The 23,372-nt window shown below is 44.1% G+C and carries 20 protein-coding genes; 2 read left to right on the top strand and 18 right to left on the bottom strand.

The features are described from left to right. Window position 1: 1 nt before the first annotated feature. The 5 genes from DWX43_RS00480 to DWX43_RS00460 form a co-directional block, all read right to left on the bottom strand. Window positions 2–1,795 (bottom strand): aminopeptidase P family protein, encoded by a 1,794-nt coding sequence (locus DWX43_RS00480; RefSeq protein ID WP_109732989.1) that lies wholly within the window; start codon window positions 1,793–1,795, stop codon window positions 2–4. 39 nt (window positions 1,796–1,834) lie between these two features. Then, window positions 1,835–3,043 carry an amidohydrolase family protein gene (locus DWX43_RS00475; RefSeq protein WP_243099224.1) on the bottom strand — a complete coding sequence of 403 codons (1,209 nt, stop codon included), beginning with the start codon at window positions 3,041–3,043 and terminating at the stop codon, window positions 1,835–1,837. Window positions 3,044–3,261: 218 nt separating this feature from the next. Further along, window positions 3,262–4,359, bottom strand: a complete 1,098-nt coding sequence (locus tag DWX43_RS00470) for a hypothetical protein (RefSeq protein WP_118618127.1) — start codon at window positions 4,357–4,359, stop codon at window positions 3,262–3,264. A 34-nt stretch (window positions 4,360–4,393) separates the two neighbouring features. Then, window positions 4,394–5,044, bottom strand: a complete 651-nt coding sequence (locus tag DWX43_RS00465; RefSeq protein WP_118618498.1) for an ATP-binding cassette domain-containing protein — start codon at window positions 5,042–5,044, stop codon at window positions 4,394–4,396. 445 nt (window positions 5,045–5,489) lie between these two features. Beyond that, window positions 5,490–6,671 carry a DUF4317 domain-containing protein gene (locus DWX43_RS00460; RefSeq protein ID WP_109732985.1) on the bottom strand — a complete coding sequence of 394 codons (1,182 nt, stop codon included), beginning with the start codon at window positions 6,669–6,671 and terminating at the stop codon, window positions 5,490–5,492. Window positions 6,672–7,023: 352 nt separating this feature from the next. Between DWX43_RS00460 and DWX43_RS00455 the strand changes: the two genes are divergently transcribed. After that, a complete protein-coding gene (locus DWX43_RS00455; protein ID WP_118618125.1) occupies window positions 7,024–8,328 on the top strand; it encodes an MATE family efflux transporter in 1,305 nt (434 codons plus the stop codon). A 49-nt stretch (window positions 8,329–8,377) separates the two neighbouring features. Here the strand turns inward: DWX43_RS00455 and DWX43_RS00450 are convergent, their stop codons facing one another. The 13 genes from DWX43_RS00450 to DWX43_RS00390 form a co-directional block, all read right to left on the bottom strand. After that, complete coding sequence (locus tag DWX43_RS00450) at window positions 8,378–9,655, bottom strand: HD domain-containing phosphohydrolase (protein ID WP_109732983.1); 1,278 nt, start codon at window positions 9,653–9,655, stop codon at window positions 8,378–8,380. Window positions 9,656–9,718: 63 nt separating this feature from the next. Continuing rightward, window positions 9,719–10,096, bottom strand: coding sequence for a MerR family transcriptional regulator (locus DWX43_RS00445; RefSeq protein WP_118618123.1), 378 nt, complete (start codon window positions 10,094–10,096; stop codon window positions 9,719–9,721). Continuing rightward, window positions 10,096–10,929, bottom strand: a complete 834-nt coding sequence (gene larE / locus DWX43_RS00440; protein ID WP_118618121.1) for an ATP-dependent sacrificial sulfur transferase LarE — start codon at window positions 10,927–10,929, stop codon at window positions 10,096–10,098. Before larE ends, DWX43_RS00445 begins: the two co-directional genes overlap by 1 nt. After that, window positions 10,913–12,235 (bottom strand): nickel pincer cofactor biosynthesis protein LarC, encoded by a 1,323-nt coding sequence (gene larC, locus DWX43_RS00435; RefSeq protein WP_118618119.1) that lies wholly within the window; start codon window positions 12,233–12,235, stop codon window positions 10,913–10,915. The genes larE and larC overlap by 17 nt, the downstream gene beginning before the upstream one ends. Next, window positions 12,232–12,978: a nickel pincer cofactor biosynthesis protein LarB gene (gene larB, locus DWX43_RS00430; RefSeq protein WP_118618117.1), complete on the bottom strand. Its 747-nt coding sequence runs from the start codon at window positions 12,976–12,978 to the stop codon at window positions 12,232–12,234. The genes larC and larB overlap by 4 nt, the downstream gene beginning before the upstream one ends. Before the next feature lie 104 nt (window positions 12,979–13,082). Beyond that, complete coding sequence (locus DWX43_RS00425; RefSeq protein WP_118618115.1) at window positions 13,083–14,252, bottom strand: iron-containing alcohol dehydrogenase; 1,170 nt, start codon at window positions 14,250–14,252, stop codon at window positions 13,083–13,085. A 285-nt stretch (window positions 14,253–14,537) separates the two neighbouring features. After that, window positions 14,538–16,445, bottom strand: coding sequence for an ABC transporter permease (locus DWX43_RS00420; RefSeq protein WP_118618113.1), 1,908 nt, complete (start codon window positions 16,443–16,445; stop codon window positions 14,538–14,540). Continuing rightward, complete coding sequence (locus tag DWX43_RS00415) at window positions 16,442–17,197, bottom strand: ABC transporter ATP-binding protein (RefSeq protein WP_109732976.1); 756 nt, start codon at window positions 17,195–17,197, stop codon at window positions 16,442–16,444. Before DWX43_RS00415 ends, DWX43_RS00420 begins: the two co-directional genes overlap by 4 nt. Window positions 17,198–17,302: 105 nt before the next feature. Next, a complete protein-coding gene (locus DWX43_RS00410; RefSeq protein WP_118618111.1) occupies window positions 17,303–18,298 on the bottom strand; it encodes a sensor histidine kinase in 996 nt (331 codons plus the stop codon). Next, complete coding sequence (locus DWX43_RS00405) at window positions 18,295–18,966, bottom strand: response regulator transcription factor (RefSeq protein WP_243099223.1); 672 nt, start codon at window positions 18,964–18,966, stop codon at window positions 18,295–18,297. The genes DWX43_RS00410 and DWX43_RS00405 overlap by 4 nt, the downstream gene beginning before the upstream one ends. Before the next feature lie 407 nt (window positions 18,967–19,373). Further along, window positions 19,374–19,658, bottom strand: a complete 285-nt coding sequence (locus tag DWX43_RS00400) for a hypothetical protein (protein WP_118618109.1) — start codon at window positions 19,656–19,658, stop codon at window positions 19,374–19,376. Between the two features lie 387 nt (window positions 19,659–20,045). Then, window positions 20,046–20,951 carry a tocopherol cyclase family protein gene (locus tag DWX43_RS00395; protein ID WP_118618107.1) on the bottom strand — a complete coding sequence of 302 codons (906 nt, stop codon included), beginning with the start codon at window positions 20,949–20,951 and terminating at the stop codon, window positions 20,046–20,048. Next, window positions 20,952–22,412 (bottom strand): FAD-dependent oxidoreductase, encoded by a 1,461-nt coding sequence (locus DWX43_RS00390; protein WP_118618105.1) that lies wholly within the window; start codon window positions 22,410–22,412, stop codon window positions 20,952–20,954. A 261-nt stretch (window positions 22,413–22,673) separates the two neighbouring features. Between DWX43_RS00390 and DWX43_RS00385 the strand changes: the two genes are divergently transcribed. Next, the gene (locus DWX43_RS00385; protein ID WP_118618103.1) at window positions 22,674–23,291 is read left to right on the top strand and encodes a hypothetical protein; all 618 of its coding nucleotides are present in this window, start codon (window positions 22,674–22,676) and stop codon (window positions 23,289–23,291) included. Window positions 23,292–23,372 lie beyond the last annotated feature (81 nt).

The following is a 23,372-nucleotide window of genomic DNA, read 5'->3' as shown; positions in this document are numbered from 1 at the left end:
ATTAAACTTCCCTTGTATACTCTTTCAGCCAGTCACGTTCTTCTTCTGTCAGGTGCGGTCCGATCACATCGTAAACCTGTTTGTGATAAGCATTCAGATAATCTCTCTCACGTTTTGTCAGAAGTTCCGGATTAATTCCATCCAGATCAATCGGTGACATCGTAATATTTTCGAATTCCATGAACTGTCCATTTTCATTTTTCTCTGCTTTCTTTACGATCAGCTGGTTTTCCGTTCTGATACCGTGGGAACCTTCGATATAGATTCCCGGCTCATTCGTGATAATCATTCCTTCTTCAAACGGGTGGGTCTCATGCTTCTCAGGCACGATATACCAGCGGAATCCGGTAGGTCCTTCATGAACGCTTAATATATAGCCTACGCCATGTCCTGTTCCGCATTTAAAATCAAGGCCCAGATCCCATACAGGCTGTCTTGCCAGAATGTCCAGATTGTATCCGCGGCATCCGTAAAGGAATTTTGCCAGAGACAAATCGATCATGGAACGTAAAACTGTTGTATAATGTGTCTTTAATTCGTCGCTGAGTTCTCCTAAAACATAGGTTCTCGTAATATCTGTTGTTCCTTCATAATAGTGTCCGCCTGAATCTACCAGAAGCATGCCCTCCGGTTTCAGTTCATATTCCGTCTCAGGTGTAGCCGCATAGTGCATCATAGCTGCATGTTCCTTGTATCCGGCAATCGTTTCGAAGCTTAAGTCAATAAAGCCTTCCTGCTCTCTTCTTAACCGCTCCAGCTCGTCGGCCGCGCTGATCTCAGTGATCTTCATCTTGCCGATGTTCGTTTTCAGCCAGTACATGAACTTCGTGCAGGCGATACCGTCTTTGATATAAGCATTTCTTGTATTGGCAATCTCTACTTCATTCTTCATGCCCTTCATCAGAACTGCCGGATTCTCTGCTTCAACCTTTGACACCTCTGCCGGTATGCTCTTATAAAGCTTGTAGTTCATCCTTTCCGGATCGATCATTACGATTTCCTCCGGAGACAGATTCTTCACATAATCATAGACATCATTATACGGGCGGATCTCTACTGTTACTTTTCCAAAGGACTCTTTGATCTCATCATTGAGTTTTCTTTCATCCATAAACAAGTATACTTTATCTAGTGTAACAGCTGCATATCCAAGAATAACCGGAGTGTATACAACATCATTCCCACGGATGTTAAACAGCCATGCCACTTCATCCAAAGTAGCGATTACATGGACATTTGCGCCATTTTCACGCATTGTTTTGCGGATTCTTTCCAGTTTGGATTCAAAAGACTCTCCTGCATATTTCACATCAAGAAGGAATGCTTTCTCCTCAGACATGGCCGGGCGGTCTTCCCAGATTAAATCAATCAGGTCTTCGCCGTCATGCATCTTAATATTCTTCTTTGCAAACGCTTCCTCAAGAGCTTTTCCTTCCACAACCGGGATGACACGTCCGTCAAATCCGACTGTACCGCCTTCCGGAACAACATCCGCAAGATATTCCTCTACGGTAGGATATCCTGGTTCATTTATTTTAAACAAACGGATTGGGCTTCCCTTTAACTGTGTCTCCGCCTGAATAAAATATCTTCCGTCTGTCCACAGTCCGCCGTCGTCCTGTGTTATGACTACAGTTCCTGCGGAACCTGTAAATCCGGATATGTATCTTCTTGCCTTAAAATATTCCCCAACATATTCACTCTGATGAAAATCAGCAGATGGAACCATGTAAGCATCGATCCCTTTTTCCGCCATTACTTTTCTAAGTGCAGCTACACGTTCTGTTACATTCATGATTAAGTCCTCTCTTTCTTTACCAGAATCAAATGAACCTTATTTACTTTCGTATACCAGTTCCCCGCTCATGTATACATCTACAAGATTATTCACAGCTTTGATGTCCTCAGCAACATTTCCCTTTACAACAATCATGTCCGCCTCAAGGCCCGGTTTCAGCTGTCCCATAACATCCTCCAGATCCAGTACTTTTGCCGGGTTGGAAGTTGCAGTCTCGATTGCCTGGATCGGTGTAATTCCGTATTCTACCATCAGTTCCAGTTCACGATTAATCGGGAGCGGAGGAGCCTCATAAAGTACCATATCACTTCCCGTACAAACCGTAACGCCAGTGTCATAGAATTTTTTGAAGTTATCTTTATATGCATTGTAAGCCGGTTCAAAGAATGCCATATCTTTAATTGCTTTTGCAGCGATTCTGTCGCCTGAGTCAAATCCTGCCTCAATTTTTTCTTTGCAGAACTCATAAAGTACGGTATAGGCTGTCATCGTCGGTACCCATGCCTGTCCGTTTGCAGCCATCTGTTTTACCTGATCGTATGTAAGGAAGGTTCCATGCTCTATCGTATCGAACCCGGCATCGATTGACATCTGCAGTGCCGGCTGGAGTCCAGCATGTACTGCGCACTTTTTGCCTACACGGTGTGATTCATCCACTGCCGCATCCAGTTCAGCCTGTGTAAATTCCGGAATACTTGTACGGTTGCTTGTCAGGATCTTTACCCAGTCAGCGCCGTCACGGATCTGCTTTCTGATCTCTTTGCGGATTTCCCATTCTCCGTCTACTTCCTCGATCCCGTCATCATGTCCGTGTCCGCCTGTCATGCACATACCTGCATCTGAGTGGATAATCCTTGGGACCCTGCAGTATCCCTTTTCCCCTGCCAGTCTGAGCTGCTTGCACAAATTGTGAGGTGAAGAAAGGTCACGCACAGTCGTGATGCCAAGGCTTAATGCGGTCCTTGCCTGCTCCTGTGCATAATAAGCGATCATGTAATCGTCATAGTTATACTGATCCGGCTGGCTGTAGTAATAGCCAAAATGAACATGCATATCGCACAGTCCCGGCAGAAGTGTCACATCACCGTAATCTTTCACTTCTTCATCAGGATATTTCTGTACCATATCTGCTTTTGTCCCTACGTCCTGAATCTTACCTGCTTCATTTACAACCACCGCTGCGTCTGTCAGATGTGTCTTGCCGTCTCCTGTTAGTAAATGCTTACCACAATAAATCATACCCATATACCTTCCTTTCCCGGACAACACTGCTTTTTGACATTCCCCATGCCACAAGGCTATATCCTCATACATTTTTGCCTCTCATTGTCCATATTTTAACAATACCACATTTTATATAAGATTTCAATCATAGTTAGGGTCTTAGTCTATACTTTTTTCACAACTAACATTTAACTAATCGTGCATTTTTTACTATTATTCACCAAAAATTGTTTTCAATACTAATATATCCGCTCTCCCGTTACAGCATTATATAAAACATTCCCTTCCATAACTCCTGTTTCATCTGTAAACCTTACACTAAACTCCCATATAAGTGCACAAATATATTCCCACGACCTGATGCCTTCTCCTTGTGTAGAATTCATTTTAGTGCATGCATATATCATATTCAAGTCATAAATTTCTACTTTCTGGGTCAATATGATATTTTCATACATTGTTATAATATTATCAAGTACATACTGGGGATCCTTAATTTGCTTTTTTTCTTGTTCCTTAACTTTTAATTTTGAAGGTATGAAGGCTGAGATAATCTTGTTGTCACATACTAGAAACTGCGCATAATCCACAAAAATACTGTTCCCACGAATTTTGTCTCCATTTACTTCTGTGGGAAAACAAAACACATAGAAACCATCTGACTTAAGCCAGTCTCCTGTTTTATCCAACTCTGCATTAAATATGTCGGGATTCGCTTCTCTGTACTTCCTCATAGCCTCAGACGTAATTGTAAAACCTTCTATTCCCGGCTCAAAATATGTAAAACCGGAATCAGATAAAACACTCATACAAAGTTCCTTAGCTTCCTGATAACTCATTTTCGTCAAGTCACTCTGGTCATAATACTTGGCAGCATCCGCTTTAAAGTAAGGGTACAGACCAAAAGCATCTTCAAAATAGACCCGGGCTTCATTATCAAAGTTTTTATCTGTATAGAAAGTAATAGAATCTAATTTCGCTAAAAAATAATATTCATCTCCTGATATATCAAAACATAAATCTCCAAAACTTTCCTCATATTCTTTATTTCTATTCAGTTTAACGCTGCCGTCTATATGAAAATATTTATCTGCCAATCCCTGTGCCCATTTCTCAGTTAATGGATAAGGCTCAACTGATAGTACTGCCTGATTTTTCACTTCCTTTTCTGAAAACGCTTTACTAATTTTAACCTTTAAATTCTCATTAATCTTTTCATCAACTTGAATGTCAAACTCTTCTGAATTTTTTTGCATTTCTTCTTTCTTTGTACAATTTACTGTAAAAATCATCATAATAAGGATTACAAAAATAACCTTTAAATATTTTTCCACCATTATAATCCTCCCCCTGAAGAGTTTCCTTTAGTCTTCATGTCCTCATTTTTTTAATCAATCTTCCAGCATTCATCTCGAATACCTCATCACATAGTGATTCTATATCCTCTCTATTGTGAGACGCTAACAATATTAAATTCCCTTCTTCACGCAGTTTCATAAATAATTTTCTCATGTCATCCACGCCTTGATTATCTAATCCATTCATTGGTTCATCTAATATTAAAATATTAGAATATTCCATTATCGCCTGCGCAATTCCAAGACGCTGTTTCATGCCCATTGAGTATTTCGAAACTTTTTTTCTGGATGAAGGATCAAGTCCAACTAATTTTATACAGTCTATGATATGATTAAGGTCACATCTTCCCCTGATTGAGGATAACAATTGCAAGTTTTTAACAGCGGAATAATTAGGCAAAAACCCCGGTGCTTCTATAATTATACCGAAATCATTAAGTAGATGAGCATTCTCTGACATTTTTTGACCATCTATTAGTATTTCTCCTGATGATGGCAATAGGAATCCACAAATACATTTCATTAAAACAGTTTTCCCCGATCCGTTTCTGCCAATAAGTCCATATATCTTTCCCTTTTCCAACTCCATAGAAACACGGTCTAACACTACATTATTATCAAAGTTCTTACTCAGGTTTTTCACTTTAACTCTAACATCAGCCATGATAATCACCCTTAATCTCCATTCGTGCGGTATGTTTATTAAGTATTATTAAGATTACTGTCAGCATAAGCATAAACATTCCCGCCGCATAAAACACCGACGGATAATCCGAATCCAAAACAGGAGTTAAACAGCCGATACTAACCCATGTCATTGGTGATACCCAATACAATTAAATATCCCTTAACAGTATCATTCCTGTCCCCCAATTAATAATTCTGAATACTTTCAAGCATCACTAAGTCTGTCGGAAAAGAAATGTAATGGACCTGTAAATAAAGTTTACTAAATATTTATGAATTCAAAAAAGACGGGCAGGGAGTTGTCCCAGGCCCGTCTACGGCTCATAACTGCTAAATTTTATTTTCTAGCAACGCTAAATTTTCATTCATAATTTTATTGGGTAGTGACCCCAGGGGATTAACCGCAGCCACTTTCACTTATTTTACTGCTCTATATCTTCAGTTTCCTCATTCCCGGCAACAGTAATACTCCCCGGAGCTTTCACGGTGCGGACATTGACCCCGTTCACCTCAATATGGTCGTCCACCGCAATCACAAGGCACTGCCTTCCGTCAATAATCCTCGTCTCTACGAGGTCCATGCGCTCCGGATTTACCTTGATCACAACGTCCGGCGTCTCGATATTGAACTTACGTGTCTCCGCGATATTGGCTGCCAGAAGGGAAGCCTTTTCTCCTGCTGTCTCCTCAAAATTCTCTTCAAACGTTTCCATCTTCTCATTCGGTACACCGCTCTTTTCAAAGATTTTTTTAACATCCGTCTTGTCAAGAGCAAGCGGCTCGGGCTCTTCCTTATGCTCCTCGATCAGTTCGTTCAGGGTCTCATGGATATTACGGACAGTCTCGTAATCCCCATCCTCTCCAAGTGTATCCTCGATCAGCATCTGGAATGTCTCTTTCTGTGTATCTGCGGACATCGGCATCTTGGCACCTAACACATGGTCGATAAATTCTTCCTGCAGATCCTCAGACTTTTTCGTATAGTATAAAACACCGTGGATATCCATATTACGGTCTGTAAATGCAGGAAACAAAAATCCTTTATCCGGCACATCTACGATCCAGTCACGAATTCTGTCCTGTATCCTATTATCCTCCGCATTGTAGCAGAGCCCCGGCTTGGAAAGGCTGACCGGGCAGATACTGCAGAGCAGGTACTCATATACATTATCAGACGCATCGAACATCTCGATATTATCCGAGGATTTACCGGGGATATCGTACATTGCATGTATAAGGACGATATAATAGTTTTCTTCATATATGTAGCTTTCGATTACTTTATCATAAAATTCTTCCAGAAGCATATCGTCTTCCAGCTTACTGTTCCGAAGCTTCATTAGGAATTCCTGTGTTCCGCCCGGCATCTCCGCGTCCAGCGGGAACTCCATGTTCAGCATATTGCGCCCCATTGTGCCTGACATTGTCTTTTTAAAAATATCAAAGTACTTAAATGCCTCTTCTTCCGGAAGGGAAAGGAATGCATCTCTCGATTCCATTTTCTTATTCTTTTCATGGTCTACATAGCATCCACAGATGCGGGTGATGGCACAGTTGGCTGGTGTAAATTGTTTTCTTATCTCCAGTACTTCTTTCTTATTCATTTATCTTCCCTCTTTCTTCTATGACTTAATATCTGCACAAAACCTGCTTTACTGTTTACAGGGCTGCCTGTGAACAACAGCGTAATGCTATTTTACACCGAAAACCGATTTCAGAAAAGCATTGATTTCTTATTTAATCTATGATAGTATAAATTTCACAAATACAACATTGAAATGCATTCGGAAGCGAAAAGTATTTTCCCTCCGATGAAAGATGCTTGTCCCTGCCGCCGGGTAGGGAAACTAAAAGCATTCGTACCCCATACCGGCAGGCCTTAGAAGGTATGGGGGAACGAATGCTTTTATTTTGTCCGGAAGAATCCATATCATATGAAAACAGGAGAATAATAAAATGAACCAGACGAACTCTATTTTACGAACCTTTATCAAATACGTCTCCGCAAATATCCTGGGAATGGTCGGCCTTTCCTGCTATATTCTGGCGGATACCTTTTTTATTGCAAGAGGCGTCGGAGCCAACGGGCTGACCGCGCTCAACCTTGCAATCCCGGCCTACAGCTTTGTGAATGGACTGGGGCTGATGATCGGGATCGGCGGCGCAACCCGTTACTCCATCGCCGGAGGAAGAGGCGATAAAACTGTAAGGAAGACCATCTTTACCCAGGCTTTTTGTTTTATGCTTTGTCTTGCAGCAGTTTTTTTTCTGATCGGCCTGTTTCTGCCCTATCAGCTGGCCGGCCTTTTGGGCGCTGATTCCACGATCCTTTCACTGACCGGTGTTTATCTGCGCATCCTGCTCTTATTCGCACCGATGTTCATGATGAATAATCTGCTAATTGCTTTTGTCCGCAACGACGGCAGGCCGCAGCTCTCTATGACAGCCATGCTGCTTGGAAGCTTTGCCAATATTGTGCTGGATTACATTCTCATATTTCCGCTTCAGCTGGGAATGGCAGGTGCCGCCCTGGCAACTGGAATCGCCCCTGTTATCAGTATGCTTGTCCTTTCGCGGCATTTTATCAGGAAAGAAAACAACTTTTCTTTCTGCCGTACCGGGATACATTTCAAAAGTATCAGGGATATTTGTTCTCTCGGAGTTTCCTCTCTGATTGTAGAGGTTTCCTCCGGGGTAGTTATGATCATTTTCAATATGCTGATCCTGAAAGACAGCGGTAATCTGGGCGTTGCCGCGTATGGCATTCTCGCGAATATCGCACTTGTACTGATTTCTATTTTCACCGGTATCTCACAGGGCATCCAGCCGGTCTTAAGCAGCTGCTTCGGGAAAAAGGAACATGGAAATATCAAAAAGGTGCTTCGCTATGCCCTGGTTACATCTGGTCTGTTTGCGCTGTTTTCTTATGGATGCATGTTTTTCTTTTCCGATCCAATCGTGGAGCTTTTTAATAAAGATAAGGATGCGGCTCTCCATGCAATTGCAGTGCAGGGAATGCATATTTACTTTACGGCCTTCCTGTTCATCGGAATTAATATCATTACTGCCGCCTATTTCAGTTCCATCGACAGGCCTGGAAATGCATTCCTTATTTCATGCCTAAGGGGATTTTTACTGGTTATTCCACTTGCTTTTATCCTGTCAGCCCTCTTCGGGCTCACCGGAATCTGGCTGACAGTGCCTGCCGCTGAAGCATTGGTAACTATGGTAGTTTTGTTCCTGCTTTGCCGTTCAAGATAAAACAACAGCCGGAGCACAAATGCCCCGGCTGCTTTAGACTTCTTTACTTTTAAGAAAGATATTTGACCAGCAGTCTACGGTATTCCGACTGGATCCCATAATAATTCTGAAGTGCGGTTGCACAGTTTTCTGCCACTTCGTCTATGATCGCATTGAAATTTTTCTTCATCGTACCGACAACTTCGGGATTTAACTTTCCTTCATCAGACATCTCCTGAATAATAGACAATGTACGGTCCTTGGAAAAAGCAGATTTGTAACTCCGCGTTCCTATCAGCGCACTGACAATATCTGAAACCGCCACGATCTCCTCGTCCAGAGTCATATCCTCCCCCGTAAGCCCGCGGGGATAACCGCTCCCGTCAATTTTCTCATGGTGTCTCAGGGCGATCCTCGTGACATCTTCCGCCGCTGCTTTATTCAGTATCCGCTCTGTGATGTCCACGTGTGTCCTCATGATATTCATCGCCTGTGCACTAAGCTTTCCCGGATATTCCAGTATCTCCACCGGGATTCCGATTTTACCGAGGTCGTGCAGCATCGCCCCATACCTTATCCGTTCGATCCGATCCGCTGAAATCCCCATATAGCGGGCACAGCTGCTGCTGATGCTGGTTGTCGTAATTGTATGCGTTACTGTATGCTGACTGCGGAAATCTATAGCATATGTCATCATCCTGAGATACTTCATACATTCGTCCTCAGTTAGAGTCACACCCGGGTAAACCTCATAGAAATCAATACTCTCCTCTTTTAACTTGTCATAAATGGAAAATTCATTCTGAGCCTGTAAAAAAGACGCTGTAACTTCATCCGAAAACTGGCCCGGACGCCTCTTGTCCAGATATTCTACTGCTGCCTCCCACATCTTGGCGTTTGTTCCTTCCTGCCTGGCATTTCTGCTGAAAATCTCCATCCGGTCGGCTAGGCTTATCATCTGCGCTACCTTCTTTATTTCCTGCCTTGTATGGGGAATTCTTTCATAGGGCACATGGTGGTACAGGACCGCCTCGGCCCATTCATCCAGTGGAGAAAGATAACGCAGGAACAGATAACCATATATGGAGTGCTCCCATACGTCTCCCGTTTCGAACTGCACCAGACGGTCTATCTCTTCCGTCTTGTAGGCCCCTATATCATGCAGTACAGAAAGGATGCAGATATCCTGCATCTCTTTATCCGTAAATCCGCCATCCACTTTCAACATTCCAGATACCAGATATGCCACCCGCACACCATGCTCTACAAGCCGGGTATCGACCTCATTCAGGGTTCGCTGAATTACCCCGATAATATCCTCACTTTTAATTATGGAACCTGTTATCATCTCTTTTCCTCCACTGCGAGTCCTACTGCCTTTCAGCTCTAGCGCGCAGAAATTCATATCATTTTATTTATTAAGCAATTTTTCAGTTTTCATAAGTCCATTTTCATATCTTTCAATCTTATCATTGAGTCTCTCCAGAGATGCCCTCATATCTTCCATCCTGTCCACAAGCTGGCTGCGCTGTTCAACCAGAATTGCTTTTCTTGCATCAAGCGTAGAATCACCCTGCTTATATAATGCCACATATTCGATCAGTGCCTCAATCTGTACACCCGCTTTACGCAGGCATTTCATCATTTCGATCCAGCGGCAGGAATCTTCATCGTAATTCCTCACGCCCCCTTTTGTTCTGGGAACCGGCGGGATCAGGCCTATTCTTTCATAATAGCGGAGTGTATCGGCGGTGATATCATACTTTTTACTAACTTCTGTTATCGTCATCAAATGCCCCCTTTTCCTCCGAGTTCCAGATCCATGCTGCCTGACCTGAATCCCTCCAGATCAAGCGTCACATATCTGTATCCCAGCCTCTTTAAGTAGTCTGTGATTTCTTTTTTATATTTCAGCACCTGCTCCAGCCGGTCCCGGTCAACTTCTATGCGTACGAGTTCATCCTGGACCCGCAGCCTCACATTATAAAAGCCAAGCGTCTTAATGTATGCTTCCCCCGCAGCTGCCGCCGACATCTTCTCATTTGTCAGCCTTGTCCCGTATGGGAATCTGGTTGCCATACACGGGGCCGCCGGGCGTTCCGCCACTGAAATTCCATATTCAGCTGCCATCTGCCGTACTTCCTGTTTCGTAAATCCCGCATCCTTAAGGGGGCTTACGATCCCCAGTTCCTCAACTGCCTTGATTCCCGGGCGGTACGCCTTCAAATCATCTGCATTGGTCCCCTCCAAAATTATGTCGATTCCAAGCTGGCAAACCCTCTCACGCAGTCTGGAAAACAAAAGTCTTTTACAGAGATAACAGCGGTTAACCGGATTCATCTCAATTCCCACTTCCTCCAGTTCATTTATACGGAGAACGATATGATACGCCCCCGTTTCCTCCGCTACTTTTTCAGCCGTTTTTAAATCCTCCATCGTATGAAGTTCGGTCTGCATCGTAACTGCATATACCCTGCTTCCATATGCTTCTGCCTCCTCACAGGCAGCTTTCAGAATCAGGCTGCTGTCTGCCCCTCCTGAAAATGCCACTGCAACATCGTGTTTCGTATATTCCCCCATGGCATTCAGGAAGGCCTTTCGCTTCTTACTGTACTCTGTCATGGGCTTCCCTCCCAACTAATTCATATACTTCCTGCCAGGACAGCCCTGTTTTTCTGCTTAACTGCGCTACACTCTCATATTCCGGATAAATGCGTGTTCCTGATGGAAGTCCGCATATCTTTATGACAGCTTTTCCAAGAGAAGTCTCAATTTCCTTAGTTTCTCTCTTTAAAACACTCCGCTCCATCTTCTGTCTGCGTATACCGATCGTTGTAGTCTCCATGAAAATGATTTCTTCCATCTTTTCAACATCTTTTTCACTGCAGATAACATTCAGCTGATATGCGGGACGGTTTTTCTTCATAAAGACGGGCATATAATGGACATCCCTCGCACCGGCTTCAAGCAGTCTTTGCATCACATAACCGAGGGCCTCGCCTGTACAGTCATCAATATTCGTTTCCAGTTTATAAATACAATCTTCTTCAATCTCTCTGGATTCAATCAGCATCGCACGGAGCAGGCTTGGCCTTTCATAGCTTCTCTTTCCGGCTCCGGTCCCGGTTCTTTGAATGGTAAACTTATCCGGCAGCTTTTCCGATGTCCGGACCGCTGCTGCAATGGCAGCCCCAGTCGGTGTTACAAGTTCTCCCTCTATCCCCGTCATATGAAGTGTCAGGGCGTATGCCTGTACTATGGCAGACACCGCGGGTACCGGGACAGGAATCATCCCGTGCTGGCATCGGATATATCCTGACCCCTCATTCAAAACGGGGATAATCACCTCTTCGATTCCCAGATTATCCAGACAGACTGCTGCCGCCGCAATATCGATGATAGAGTCAACAGCCCCCACCTCATGGAAATGTACTTCTTCCACAGGCACACCATGTGCTTTTGCTTCCGCCTGTGCCAGAATTTCAAAAATATGTACCGCACACTTCTTTGCAGCCTCTGTCATGGCCGAATCCTTTATAATAGAAAGAATATCCGCCAAATTCCGGTGTTCGTGAGTATGGCTGTGAGCTGCTGTTTCCCCGTGGTTATGCTCATTGTCATGTCCATGAGTGTGTTCATGGCTATGATTATGACCGTGCACCGGCTCATGTATGCCGTCCCCGTGTCCGTGAAGATACGCCATGTCGTGGTCATGATTTTCATGCTCCTCATCTAGAATCACGTGAAAATCACAGGCATCCAATCCGTTTTTTGAGACCCTGCTGATCTCGATCCGGTGGCCGGAAACATGCAGGCTGTCCAGTGTGTCCCGTAAAATCTTCTCATCCGCCCCAAGGTCAAGAAGTGCCGCGACTACCATGTCTCCGCTGATTCCCGAGCCGCACTCCATGTATAATGTTCTGCTCATTGTCTCTCCCCCAGTCTGTTAATCTGTGTCGCAATATACCCTGCCCCGTAGCCATTGTCAATATTAACTACCGCGATCCCGTTGGCACAGGAATTAATCATCGTAAGCAGTGCTGAAAGGCCGTGGAAATTGGCTCCATAACCGACTGATGTGGGCACCGCAATGACAGGCTTATCTACAAGCCCCCCAAGCACACTGGCCAGAGCCCCCTCCATACCTGCCGCCGCAACTACACAGTTGGCGCTCTGGATAACATCCAGACGGGACATCAGGCGATGTATGCCGCTGACACCAACATCATATATCCGCTCCACATAGCTCCCAAAATATTCTGCCGTCTGTGCCGCTTCCTCCGCAACCGGAATATCCGCTGTCCCTGCCGTGCAGACAGCAATTTTCCCGATATGCTCTTTTTCTTTCTTTTCGATCTTAAGTATTTTGGAAAGAGGGTCGTATTCTGCCTCCGGCAGTTCCTTCTTCAGGAAATCATACTGTTCTTTTGATGCCCTTGTCCCGAATACCTCGCCTTCCTCCTCATACAGCTTTTTATAAATATGAAGTAAATGCTCATCAGTCTTCCCGCTGCAAAAGACCACCTCCGGAAAACCGGACCTTAACTTTCTATGGGTATCTAGCTTTGCATACCCCATCTCCTCAAAAGGCTCCCTCCGGAAATACTGTTCCGCTTCCTCAACGGACATCTCGCCTTTTCTGACTTTTTCCAGCACCTCATGTGTTTCCATCTATTGTCACCTCATTCTTCGTGGTCATCTTCTTATTATATCTGTTCTTCACTCCGTTGTCACGCAGCATACTGCATTTTTTTAGTTGATAAACAGAGTCGGTTCTATTTCAGACACATCTTAAATATTTCTTCAATATCCTTTTGCTTAAGAGGCTTGAATCCCTCCAGTGTCTCTCCCATACATGCCTTTTTTGCCATGATTTCAAAATTACTGTCATCAATCCCTACTTCTTCAAAGCTGCTTTTCAGTCCCAGTGTACCATATAAAAATTCCTTCAGCATCTCAATACTCTTCTTAGCGGCCTCCATTTCAGGAAGGGAAGCATCAATCCCAAATACATTTACCCCAAATTGATAGTATTTAGAAGCAGTTGTCTCATCCAGACAGTATTCCATCCATCTCGGTGTCAGAATTGCCAGGCCCAGACCATGTGTGATGTCATAGATTGCCGAAACCTCATGCTCCATCGGATGGCAGCTCCATTCCTGCTGCTTTCCTCCATTCACAAATCCATTGATTGCCCAGCTCGATGCCCACATCAAATTGGCGCGTGCCTCATAATTATCTGGCTCCTTCATGGCTGCAGGCGCAAACTTTATGATTGTCTTCATCAAACCTTCCATAAAACAATCAAGCATATATAAATCCTGCTCCATGTTAAAATAAACTTCCATAATATGTGACATCATATCGGCTGCCCCGCATGCCGTCTGGTACTCACTGACAGAATACGTCAGTGTCGGGTCAAGGAAAGAAACCTTTGGAAGGAGCTGCGGTGCCAGCCTTCCGATCTTATCTTTTGTCTCAGGATTACTGATCACTCCGCCCGGGTCCATCTCAGACCCCGTCGCAGAGAGCGTCAGTACGGTAACAATGGGAAGTGCTTTTTCTATCGGTGCCCACTTACTGAAAAACTCCCACGGATCATGGTCCACGCAGGCTCCTGCTGCCATATACTTAGTCGCATCAATCGTAGATCCTCCACCGACAGCCAAAAGAACATCGATCTTCTCATCCTTACAAATCTGAGCCCCTTTTCGCACAGAATCGATACGCGGATTTGGCTCAATCCCTGACAGTTCAAACAATTCGAGTCCTGCCTTTCTGATTTCATCAGTAACACTGTCATACAGGCCTGATTTTTTGATAGAGCCCCCGCCGTAAGTAAGCAGTACCCTGTTTCCGAATTTCTTTAACTCCGCCCCGAGATTTCCAAGCTGGTTCTCGCCAAAATATACCTTTACAGGGATATCATATACAAAACTGTTCATAAAAAATGCCTCCTTCTTTTTATACAATCGTATAAAATCTAAGTTAACCTTGTTCCGGCATTTCTGCCTGATAGTAGCATACGCCTTGAAGTTAACTCCAAGTCAAGACTTTTTTCTATATTGAAGCCGTTACTATTCATCCGTATAAAAATATCGGAAACGAATCTGTAATGCTGCACATGATTCTTTTCAATCCCTGATAAAAATAAAATATGCCCTAAGTGCTTCACTAACCATGAAAAGACCATGATTAAGAAGTCACTTAGAGCATATAACACCTTTAACTTAATCCAACACCTTTCTTCTGAACACCCTCACCGAAACCAGATAAATCCCCGTAAATACCGCCAGTATAGAAACTGCACTGTAGATATTTACTTTGAACAAATCTTCCTTCATGACGTTTCCCAGTGCCTTTATGGCAAACCATGAGGTTACCGTCATCAACAGGAACGGGCAGTAATAAGTAAAACGGATTTCCTGCCTGATAGATTTTCCTAATGTTTCCCTGTCGATTCCCAGTTTCATAAGCACACCGTAGCGCTCTCTGTCCTCACAGGCATCATTGTTCAGTTTAATAAAGATAATACTGCCGCCCGCGAGGATCAGTGTCACGAACATAAAGACGCACAGGGAATACATGACACGGATCCATGCTTCGTCCTTCCCTTCCGGACTGTTAAAATTTACACCAACATTCCAAAGACCGTCCTCCCCCTGTTCTGCGAGTGACTTTAGGTAAGGTCTGGATGCATCCAGATTTGCAGGGTCTTCAAGCTTATAATTATACATATGGGCTACAATTCCCAATGGTTCCAGCTTTTTATAAACCTCGTCATTCACCACATAAATGCTCATCGCCCCCTGCATTTCCCCGAGATACGGGGTATCGTCTTCCGCCAGAATACGGAACTTATCATCCCCGATCTGAACCTCCCCCGGACCGTTATACCCTACAAAACTCATTAATATAACATGCGACAGTTCAATCACTTCATCCTGCTTTAATTCGGAATACCCGAACTTAAGATGTGCCTGCCCGGCTGCATTTTTGACCTGCGAATATGGGATAATCCCATAATTAGAGTTTGTATACTCTGTATGGAAATAACTTGGATCCAGCATCAGGTAAGATACTTCGGCGCTGTATTCCACCTTGTTTTCCTGTTCAATCCCTTTTTCTATTTCATCTTTATCCATTTCTTCCTGTGCGACTACCTGAATCGTAAACGTATCTCTGAAATGCGTCATTTTATCATAGCGCTGCTTCATAGCAATGGACGTACCAAGTACAGAAACTGAACAGATCATCAGAATCGTCACCATAGCGTAAGTGCGGTAATTCCGCTGGATTCTATAGGACAGATTATTGATCCACAGCGTTCTTTGTTTCTGATATAAAAAATCCTTCCTTCCGGTCAGTTTTCTGATAAAGAACGGGATTGCCCCGCCAAACAGAAGGTATGTTCCGGCAATCACCAGCACGACAGCTGCAAAAGCGTATGTCAGAGTATCTATTTCCCCAGTCCTTACTGCACATATATAGCCTGACGCCAGTATTAGGATGCCTGTGATTACCTTTATGAGAGTTAACCATGTTTTTTCCGGTTTCATTTCCTCCTGTTTTGCTCCGGAAAGCATACTCAGTACACTGCTCCTTGTAATCGAAACATAGCCTTTCAGAATCATGAGCCCATATATGATAAAAAATACAGCTGCAGTGACCAGAACTGGTTTTAAAGTAAAAGAAAAACGGATATCCACACTGATCTCAGAAAGTTTCAACAGCAGCATTTGAAACAGCTTCGAAAATCCCGCCCCCGTGGCCAGGCCGATAACCAGCGAGAACAAACCGATAAAAAATGCCTCCAGCGCATACATCTTTCCAATCCTTATATTATCCAGCCCCATAAACGTATAGATTCCGATTTCTTTTTTCCTCTGTTTCAAAAATACATTTGTCGCATACCAGATGAAGAAAAACAGAAATACACCAAATACTACAGAGGCCGCATTTACGACCACATCAATATACTCTTTCTTCATACTGTTCAGGACATCCATCGAATCCGAGTACACAATATTCTGAAAGTTAAAAAAGATAAAAATAGAGAATGACAGCGATATGATCAGCGCCGCATATTCTCGTAAGCTTCTCTTGAAATTAGAAAATGCCAGCTGTATCAGACTCATTCCCTGTCACCTCCCATTGAAGCAAGCAGGTCCAGAATCTCCTCGTAAAACTCTTTCCGGCTGCCTTTATTATAAACCCTGCACTGTATCTGCCCGTCAGCAAGCATATAGACCTGTTTTGCATAGCTTGCCGTATATGCATCATGGGTCACCATCAGGATTGTTGCCCTCCCGGAATCATTTGCAGCCTTTAAGCTCATCAGCAGATCCCTGCTGGACTTTGAATCCAGCGCCCCGGTCGGCTCATCTGCAAATATAATCTCAGGTTCCGTAATGAGCGCCCTTGCACTGGCCCCTCTCTGCTTCTGGCCTCCGGAAAGCTGGTACGGATGCTTTGCAAGGTGTTCCTCCAGCCCAAAAAGCTTCGCCATGTTCTTCACACGTTCTCGGACTTCTTTACTCTTCACGCCATTTAAAGAGAGCGGCAGTGCAATATTATCCTCAAGGCTCATATTGTCCAGCAGATTATACTCCTGAAAGATGAACCCGATCTTATCCCTGCGGATAACTGACAGACGCTTGTTGTCAGCCTTTGTCACATCCTCGCCGTCCAGAAAAATCTGCCCTCTGGTTGGTTTATCCAACGTTGAGAGCATATTCAGCAAAGTAGACTTTCCTGCCCCGCTGGGCCCCATGATGGCGATAAAATCCCCCTCTTGGATATCCAGATTAATCCCCTTGAGAACACGTGTCTCATATTCTTTTTTCCCAAAACTTTTCACAAGATTTCTGATTTCAACTATCTTTTTCATTTCTATAGCCTCCTTTGTTTACTAAAAGTGTAACAAAAAGGCGGCCTTAAATCCTTTCATCCGTATAACAGTGCCTCCCCTTTTCTAACAGTTCTGCAAGGTTCCTTACAAAATAAGATACGAATCGTTATTTTGAAAATGCAGTTCAAATGTTGTTCCCGCTCCATGTTCTGAGTATACCTTTATCTGAATGCCCAGATGTCCTGCCGTTTCCCGCACAAAATAGAGCCCCATTCCGGTAGAGCGATAATCTCCTGCACGCAGATTGCTCCCGATATACCCACGCTCAAAAATGTAAGGAATCTCTCCGTTTTTAATCCCGATTCCATTGTCCCGGACATTCAGCACCACACCGTCTGCCGACTCCCGCATTGCACTGAAATGAAGTTCCGGTGCCTCCTGCCTGTATTTCACAGCATTCCCGACCAGCTGGTCCAGGATATAGACAAGCCACCTCCTGTCTGTATACACTGCAGTATCCCCGCAGTTCTTCCCGATCTGAAAATGATTCTGAATCAGGAAATAGGACTGGTTCCGTAGTGCTTCGCTCACACACTCATCCAGAGAAACACGCTCGAACTTGACGTCATTTTCCATGTTTTTGAGCTTATTGCTCATCATCATTATATTTAAAAGCTGCTGGATTCTTTCAATGCAGTCCTGCATCTCCGTATTCAGCTCCCGGTCCTGATTCCTCTCATTCATCAGTCCAAGGGCTGACAGCGGAAGTTTGACCTCATGCGTCCATTTTGTTATATAGTCCGTCAGCATATCCATATCTTCACGGAGGGAGCGGATTTCTTCCTCGTGGTCACCTTCCATCGTAAAAAGCAGATCTGTCATTTGTTTTCCCAGGAGCCGCTCAAGCTCACTCCTGTGCCGCCTGATATCGTCCCTGAAAATGTGCGGAATCTTTTTCCACCTTCTGTAATCCAGACAAACTGCCGCTGCGGCAGCCGCAATAAGAACTGCATCGAGATAGAACAGATCCTGAACATAAAGTCTGCTTGCACAGAGGACTAAAAAATACAGATTAATAAAACCGAGGATCAGTACACCTGTCAAAATCTGTTTTTCCCGTTCGCGGAAATAATTTTTCATTCGATATAATACCCCATTCCCTTTTTCGTAACGACCACATCCTGTCCTCCGGTAATCTCATTCAGTTTCGTGCGTAACCGGGAAACCAGCACCGTAAGCGATGCGTCCGTGACAAATTCATCCGTGTTCCAAAGCTGCTGCATCAGTTTCTCCCTGCTGACGATGCTCCCCCGTTTCGACAGCAGGGTGGACATAATCTTACTCTCGGATCTGGTCAGTTCCACCGATTTTCCGTCACAGAAAAACATACCGTTCTCATAATACATGCTGTCATTTAAATAGTCCCTGTCATTGGCCGTATACTCGTAAGCCCTGCGCAGCATTGCCCGGATCTTCAACAGAAGCAGTTCAGGGTCAAATGGTTTTTCCACATAATCATCCCCGCCGGACGCCATTGCCATCACCTTATCCGCATTCTGGTCCCGGCTGGATAAAAACAGCACGGGCACATTAGAAATCTTACGGATCTGCTCACACCAGTAAAACCCGTCATAATATGGCAGATTAATATCCATCAGTATAAAATCCGGCTGGCACTGAATATATTCCTGCGTAATTTCCCGAAACCCTTTGGCGCAGACGGCCTCAAATCCCCACCGCCTGCACAGCAGAGCCAGCTCATTGGCCAGCGTCATATCATCTTCTACAATCAGAATCTTCATCATCATCTCTCCCTAAACTCAAATACACTCTAAGGCTCTTTGAAGTTCTTGTACAATGAATCCTCAAACACGCCCCAAATTCCCCCACCAAGTGTTCAGGTATACCTTTACACTAAGCCCGGCAAGACCTTTCTAAGTGTAAATAGTATACCATGAACACTAGATTCGAAAGCACCTCACCAAGTATTCAGGTATGCATTTTCACTAAGCTCGATAAAACCTCGCTAAGTGTAAATAGTATACCACATGAATTACGGAAAAAAAGATACCTTGCAAAACTGTAATAAAAGAAATCACGAGCACAGTACAATTTGGTCCCATCCATCCTCAACGGCAATGTACACAAAAATACCGGTGAAATAATCACCGGCATTCGCTTCTACTTCTATTGCAATGTATAAAACAAGGCACTTTTACATGTTACCGCTAATTTTCTTCACATCCTCCTCTGAAAGCATTTCCATCATGGATACAATTTTTTCGACCGACATGCCTTCTTCCAAAAGCTTTTTAGCCAATTTTTCTTCTGCCTGTCTGACCGCAATCCGACTCTGTTTTTCTGCATATTCTTTTGCATATTCTTCTACTATATCACACATCATCTCCACCCCTTCCCTGCTTTTTTTGAGTTGTGCTTTTCTTATGGATGTGTTCGGAAATTGTTCGTAATTATATGCCTCTGCAAATCTTTCACTCACCTTCTCCTTCCCTTTTGTGTTAATTCATTTTTATTCGGGAAGATTATTGAGCCTCATCAGATATTTCCGTTTCTTTTTTTATTTTAGCACAATTAACGAAAATTGTCATTGACCGGGTTCTGCTCCCTAATAAAAATCCTCTTTTTGTTCATCAAACTGTAATCTGGCTGAAAATGCCTGAATTCAGATACAAACAGCATATGGCTGTTGAAAAGACAGTTATAATATTCGAAATGAATCTGTCTTGATTTTTGATGTGGTGCTATTCTACCATAATATATCAGTTAAAGCAATATTGGAATTTTCACAAAATACTTTCCACAATACTTTGGACATCGACCGGAATAGAGCGTGTACAATGATTCATTGACACGCTCTAAACTTATTCTAGTCCATTACTTCCTCTGTTTCCGACTCAAACGACGCCCGGTCCGACGTAACATCAAAGACCAGTTTCTTCCCCCTCCAGAACTGGTAGCGCACAAGGCAGGCAGGACTTTCTTTTATCATCCTCTTCATATTCCCCATCTGCGGTGCATGAAGTCCCAGTGCATGTTCGCTTAGTTTTGTGATTCTCACTTTCATCTTCCCCTGTGTGAGTGTGACAGTGTCGGGTCCGTAATCCGTCGCACGTGCACCATAGTAGGTTCCTAGCCTGTACTCCCGTCCCTTGTAATGAATCGCGCAGATACAGCCCAAAAGGCTGACTCCGAACACTGGGACATCTGCCACGGAAACCATGATACTGTTTTTTTCCTGCATTCCAAATCCGCACTGTGTCCAGAGATATGTCTTTGGGAAGGAAGATCCCCAGTCCGTCTCAATGTATCCGCGCCCTCCTGTAAACACGACCCGCTCGCCATTAATCTTCAGGCTCCCGGTCAGGTCATGGGCCATACTGATCACGCCGTGATGGCACTGCAGACAGGGAATCCATCGAAAAAATCCCATAATGTCGCCCTTGATCTTCCTGAATTTCGAATACATAATCTGCCCTTCAACCGAAACCCGGGAATCGTGTATTTTAATCCGGATTCCCTTTTCCGAAAATACATTTTCTCCTATTTTTACACAAAACTTTTTTCTGCTGATCCTGCAGCTTTCAACCGGGTAAGTGAAGTACCATGCACCGTCATCCAGCACGACCTGTATGGAGGCTGACCAGCCTCCTTTTTTATCTGCGTGCAGTGCTGGAATAAATGCAATCGTCTTCCCCATGTTCTGATGTTTTAAATACCAGCCTTCAAAATAGGGATAGCGCCTGCCGATCCCGTGAAAGTATTGTTCTTTCATCTAGTCCTCCTCCCATATATAACATTCGGTATCTTCCTGCGCGGGCTCATCAAGCTTTCTCCCCTGATAGTCAAACCGTGAACCGTGGCATGGGCAGTCCCAGCTTTTTTCCTGTGCATTCCATTCCAGCTGGCAGCCAAGGTGGGGACATTTGACAGATACCGCATACTTTTTTCCTGTTTCGGATTTATATACCCCGTATTTCTGGCCGTCATGTTCTATCACGGCACCCTCGCCAGGCCGTATTTCCTCCAGTTTTTCTTTCGGTATGCCCGCTGCGCGTTTCAGAAGTCCGGCTGCCGCGTGCCCGCTGTCTTTGATAAAATTTGCTGCCGATGCCTGAATGTTATACCTCTGGGGGGAAAATACATCCGCATAAGGGCACTCTCTTTTCAGAATCAGGTCTGTCAGTATCATTGCAGATACCATAGAGCTTGTCATACCCCATTTTCCAAAACCAGTGGCTACATACCAGTCCGGACAGGAGCGGCTGAATAGCCCGATATAGGGAATGTTGTCTAAAGTCATACAGTCCTGTGCCGACCATCTGGCAGTTTCTTTACATCCGGGCCAGTATTTTTCCGCCATATGCGCCAGATAGTCATAAGAGTTTCCCGCCGTCTTCTTTCCTGTACGGTGTCCGCCCCCGCCGATCAAGATTTCTTCGCCCGCGCTTCTGAATGACAATGCATCTTCATCGATTCCATAATACATACCGTTAAGACTGCATGCCTGTTTTACGGAAACAACATAACTTCTCTCCTGATGCATCCTCATAAAGTAATATCCCGGAACATTCTGAAATGGATAGTGACATGCAAACACGATGTTCTTAGCTGTTACCTGCCCCAGATCCGACGTTACAGTGTGTCCCTCCACATGCTTTACTTTTGTATTTTCATAGATCTTCAGATCCCCCGCAATGCTGTACAAGAATTTCAATGGGTGGAATCTTCCCTGATTTTCGAATTTCAGGGCTAGTTTTACCGGAAACGGAAGCTCGGTCTTTTCCGTCAGTTCCCCCGGAATCCCGAGTCTTTTTGCCGCCTCATATTCCTGTCGCAGCCTTTTTGAATCGACAGAAGTATACAGATAAGCCGGGCAGTCCTCCCACTGACAGTCCATCTGGTACTTCTCTACAAGAATCCGATACCGGTGTATTGCCTCCTGATTTGCGGCTGCATACTGCCCGGCTTTCTCCTTCCCCACGCTCTGGAGCAGCCGGTCATAGATCAGACCGTGCTGTGCAGTTACTTTTGCGGTCGTATTTTTCGTCTGCCCGCTGCCGATTCTGTTCTCTTCCAGTATCACACATTCCACACCCGCCTGCTCCAGAAAATGAGCCGTCAGGACTCCCGCCATTCCGCCTCCAATGATGACAGTATCTGTACTGATATTTCCCGACAACGGATCTCTTTTTCCGGCAGATGCCGATATACTCCATATTGATTTTTTCACCATTTACGTTCACCTCATCAATAGGATTGACCGGACTGGAAATTATATACATGGCAGTTCCCAGACTTACAAAACATGTTCCTGAACGTTTTTTTATTTTCTGGATAAAATTGTAATTTTTTTCACAATACCATTGTCTTTATTGTATTAATGTGCTAAATTATTAGGGTAGATTTATTGTTTTTTTCGTACATTCGTTTTCTATGCAGTCAGTCAACAGCAGTACCTGCCAAACACAGGTCCACATTCTGAGAGGATTTGAATATGAAGATTTCAACATTTACCGGATCACTGTCATCAGGCCACTTACCTGACAACCCAACATGGTATATAGACACCTGCAAAAGAAAGCTGCTTTTTATCTCTTCCAATGCAGATGCCTTGCGCAGCAACATTCAATTTATCAGGCCACATCTTAAAAATGTTGACACAATCATTCTCTCTGCAGGCTGTACAGACGTGTCCAGAGAGCTTCAATATTTTCTTGCAGCCTGCCCCTGTGCAGACTTTTATCTCCCCCGGGTCCCCTCAGAAAAATATGTTCTGGATATTAATAAGAAACTAAACGGATACTGTCAGGCGGAACTGAAGGACAGTATCTTGTGCCGCACACATTTTACGGATGACATATACAGCATCGGGCAGCATTTTCTCATATTTGGAAATGACACCCGGCATTTAGCTGCAAAAGAACACAGACAGAGTCTGCTAGTCCAAAAAAGCAGCCATGCCGTGCTGTTTTCCAACACTGACAGGACTGCTTCTTCAGACAGAAATATCCTCACCTCTGCCCAGAAATTAACCCGGGCACAGATCAAATATATTTATGACTGCGAGGGTGGACATCTGGTACAGACAAATTATTCAAATTTTTGTTCATGATTAAGAAACAATTTCTCGACAGGCAGCGAAAGTCCGCCTGTTTTTACATCTATATCCAGAATATTCTGAATACGGATCGCA

Origin of the sequence: Clostridium sp. AF19-22AC (assembly GCF_003479085.1) — a bacterium.
Taxonomy (GTDB): Bacteria; Bacillota; Clostridia; order Lachnospirales; family Lachnospiraceae; genus Faecalicatena_A; species Faecalicatena_A orotica.
This window is presented reverse-complemented; position numbering and strand designations above follow the sequence as displayed.

What these genes read in the sequence shown, in the direction of transcription:
- DWX43_RS00480 (WP_109732989.1), bottom strand. Translation starts at nt 1,795, where the DNA reads ATGAATGTAACAGAACGTGTAGCTGCACTTAGAAAAGTAATGGCGGAA.
- DWX43_RS00475 (WP_243099224.1), bottom strand. Translation starts at nt 3,043, where the DNA reads ATGGGTATGATTTATTGTGGTAAGCATTTACTAACAGGAGACGGCAAG.
- DWX43_RS00470 (WP_118618127.1), bottom strand. Translation starts at nt 4,359, where the DNA reads ATGGTGGAAAAATATTTAAAGGTTATTTTTGTAATCCTTATTATGATG.
- DWX43_RS00465 (WP_118618498.1), bottom strand. Translation starts at nt 5,044, where the DNA reads ATGGCTGATGTTAGAGTTAAAGTGAAAAACCTGAGTAAGAACTTTGAT.
- DWX43_RS00460 (WP_109732985.1), bottom strand. Translation starts at nt 6,671, where the DNA reads ATGAATAAGAAAGAAGTACTGGAGATAAGAAAACAATTTACACCAGCC.
- DWX43_RS00455 (WP_118618125.1), top strand. Translation starts at nt 7,024, where the DNA reads ATGAACCAGACGAACTCTATTTTACGAACCTTTATCAAATACGTCTCC.
- DWX43_RS00450 (WP_109732983.1), bottom strand. Translation starts at nt 9,655, where the DNA reads ATGATAACAGGTTCCATAATTAAAAGTGAGGATATTATCGGGGTAATT.
- DWX43_RS00445 (WP_118618123.1), bottom strand. Translation starts at nt 10,096, where the DNA reads ATGACGATAACAGAAGTTAGTAAAAAGTATGATATCACCGCCGATACA.
- larE (WP_118618121.1), bottom strand. Translation starts at nt 10,929, where the DNA reads ATGACAGAGTACAGTAAGAAGCGAAAGGCCTTCCTGAATGCCATGGGG.
- larC (WP_118618119.1), bottom strand. Translation starts at nt 12,235, where the DNA reads ATGAGCAGAACATTATACATGGAGTGCGGCTCGGGAATCAGCGGAGAC.
- larB (WP_118618117.1), bottom strand. Translation starts at nt 12,978, where the DNA reads ATGGAAACACATGAGGTGCTGGAAAAAGTCAGAAAAGGCGAGATGTCC.
- DWX43_RS00425 (WP_118618115.1), bottom strand. Translation starts at nt 14,252, where the DNA reads ATGAACAGTTTTGTATATGATATCCCTGTAAAGGTATATTTTGGCGAG.
- DWX43_RS00420 (WP_118618113.1), bottom strand. Translation starts at nt 16,445, where the DNA reads ATGAGTCTGATACAGCTGGCATTTTCTAATTTCAAGAGAAGCTTACGA.
- DWX43_RS00415 (WP_109732976.1), bottom strand. Translation starts at nt 17,197, where the DNA reads ATGAAAAAGATAGTTGAAATCAGAAATCTTGTGAAAAGTTTTGGGAAA.
- DWX43_RS00410 (WP_118618111.1), bottom strand. Translation starts at nt 18,298, where the DNA reads ATGAAAAATTATTTCCGCGAACGGGAAAAACAGATTTTGACAGGTGTA.
- DWX43_RS00405 (WP_243099223.1), bottom strand. Translation starts at nt 18,966, where the DNA reads ATGATGATGAAGATTCTGATTGTAGAAGATGATATGACGCTGGCCAAT.
- DWX43_RS00395 (WP_118618107.1), bottom strand. Translation starts at nt 20,951, where the DNA reads ATGAAAGAACAATACTTTCACGGGATCGGCAGGCGCTATCCCTATTTT.
- DWX43_RS00390 (WP_118618105.1), bottom strand. Translation starts at nt 22,412, where the DNA reads ATGGTGAAAAAATCAATATGGAGTATATCGGCATCTGCCGGAAAAAGA.
- DWX43_RS00385 (WP_118618103.1), top strand. Translation starts at nt 22,674, where the DNA reads ATGAAGATTTCAACATTTACCGGATCACTGTCATCAGGCCACTTACCT.